Source organism: Pseudolactococcus piscium, assembly GCF_002441695.1.
GTDB classification, from domain to species: Bacteria; Bacillota; Bacilli; order Lactobacillales; family Streptococcaceae; genus Pseudolactococcus; species Pseudolactococcus piscium.
Genome location: NZ_JXJW01000052.1, coordinates 1 through 1,534, shown reverse-complemented (window position 1 = coordinate 1,534; position 1,534 = coordinate 1). Strand labels below are relative to the sequence as shown.

General features: G+C 36.8%; 4 protein-coding genes. All 4 read left to right on the top strand.

Going from position 1 to position 1,534, the window contains the following annotated elements:
* Positions 1-270 (top strand): hypothetical protein (locus RU86_RS12200; RefSeq protein ID WP_179296293.1); only part of this gene is annotated, 270 nt, incomplete at its 5' end.
* 1 nt (position 271) lies between these two features.
* Entirely contained in the window at positions 272-682 is a 411-nt protein-coding gene (locus RU86_RS11725; RefSeq protein ID WP_096815448.1) for a DUF4176 domain-containing protein, read from the top strand.
* Between the two features lie 81 nt (positions 683-763).
* Positions 764-1,138 carry a hypothetical protein gene (locus RU86_RS11720; protein ID WP_143468137.1) on the top strand — a complete coding sequence of 125 codons (375 nt, stop codon included), beginning with the start codon at positions 764-766 and terminating at the stop codon, positions 1,136-1,138.
* Between the two features lies 1 nt (position 1,139).
* A partial coding sequence (locus RU86_RS11715) for a hypothetical protein (protein ID WP_096815446.1) occupies positions 1,140-1,534 on the top strand: 395 nt, incomplete at its 3' end.

Below are 1,534 nucleotides of genomic sequence, written 5' to 3'. Positions count from 1 at the left end.
CCCGATATTAAAGCAATCAGGTTTGAGGGAACAAGTAAAAATGATAAAACAGGTTTTTATTGGTCAACGTTTTATATCATAGCTGACTGGACTAAAGGACAGCCTGAAAGCGAATGGAGTTCACAGATAGACTATACTTCACTCCAAGATATAAAAACTAATGGTTATACAATGGGGATAACAAAATTGATGAATAAATATGATGAAATAGGTAAAACAGTAACTCCTGTATTAGTCACGTATTCAACTGGAAAAAAGAAAGAGGTTTAATATGTCGGAAGCAATCAGTCTATTACCACTTGGTACAGCCATTAGTATAAAAGAAGATGATAACGTTTATATCGTTATATCGAGAGGGTTTCAAAAACAAGAAGACGGTACAGTTTTAGCGAGTTATGGCGGAATTCTTCACCCTTTTGGAAAAACTGCAACACACGCCCCGATTCATATAGCTGAAAATGAGATAACGGAGCTTCATTTCTTAGGTTATGAAGATGAATTGGATGTCGCCTTTATCAAACAACAGCTTTCAAAGGCTTCAGAACCATCACAGAAAATTGGAGATCAGATCACCATATCAACATCGAAGCCTAGGCTTGTTTCTCAAACCATTTCAGATGACGAAATAAAACTGGAATATCCTCATGATCCGTTTTATAAATTTAGAAATAGGCAGGATTGAATGAATAAGCAAAAGAAAATAAGGATAAGCATAGCTATTTGTTTATTACTAATTATTGGAATTGTCGGAGGAAACTTATATATGACGAAACAAACGCATAATCAAAGAGTAGCTGAAATGGCAAATAACCTAAGATATGAGGGATTTGAAACAGAGATTGTGAAAAAATTAAAGGAAAAATATCCCGATATTAAAGCAATCAGGTTTGAGGGGACAAGCAAAAATGATAAAACGGGTAGTTACTGGTCAACGTTTTATATTATAGCTGACTGGACAACAGGACAACCAGAATCGGAATATTATTCAGATTTTACTGGATATGGCTCTATTCAAGATATTCAGAATAGCGGTTATTCAATGGGCATAACAAAATTGATGGATAAGTATCGCGGGACTGGAAAGACAATAGATTCAGTATTAGTCACGTATTCAACTGGAAAGAAAAAGGAAGTTTAACATGGTAACAGACGAACAACTTAAAGAATTAAATGTACTTGTATATGGAGTTGACTACAATTTCAAGAAAGATGGGAAGCCTTTTGTAGATGTGGGTGAAGGTTTTACAAGAGAGATTGGCAATCAAGACTTTATAGTCCTGTCAACCTCCAACGATGAACAACTAGGGTCTGCCATGTATCGTGAACCATTACCGAATGGCGGTTACAGAGATGTTCCTTACAGCACTAACGATAGTCTTGGCTTTTCAGGGATGGCAGTTGCATCAATTAATAAAGGTGTGGTTGACTATGGGAATGTGACAGTAGTAGCTGCGGCTACCAATCCTGCATCTCCTGCAGATTTACAGGGTGCTGTTCAGAGTATCGTTGGCAACTCTACGCAATACGACGTAGC

What these genes read in the sequence shown, in the direction of transcription:
- RU86_RS11725 (WP_096815448.1), top strand. Translation starts at nt 272, where the DNA reads ATGTCGGAAGCAATCAGTCTATTACCACTTGGTACAGCCATTAGTATA.
- RU86_RS11720 (WP_143468137.1), top strand. Translation starts at nt 764, where the DNA reads ATGACGAAACAAACGCATAATCAAAGAGTAGCTGAAATGGCAAATAAC.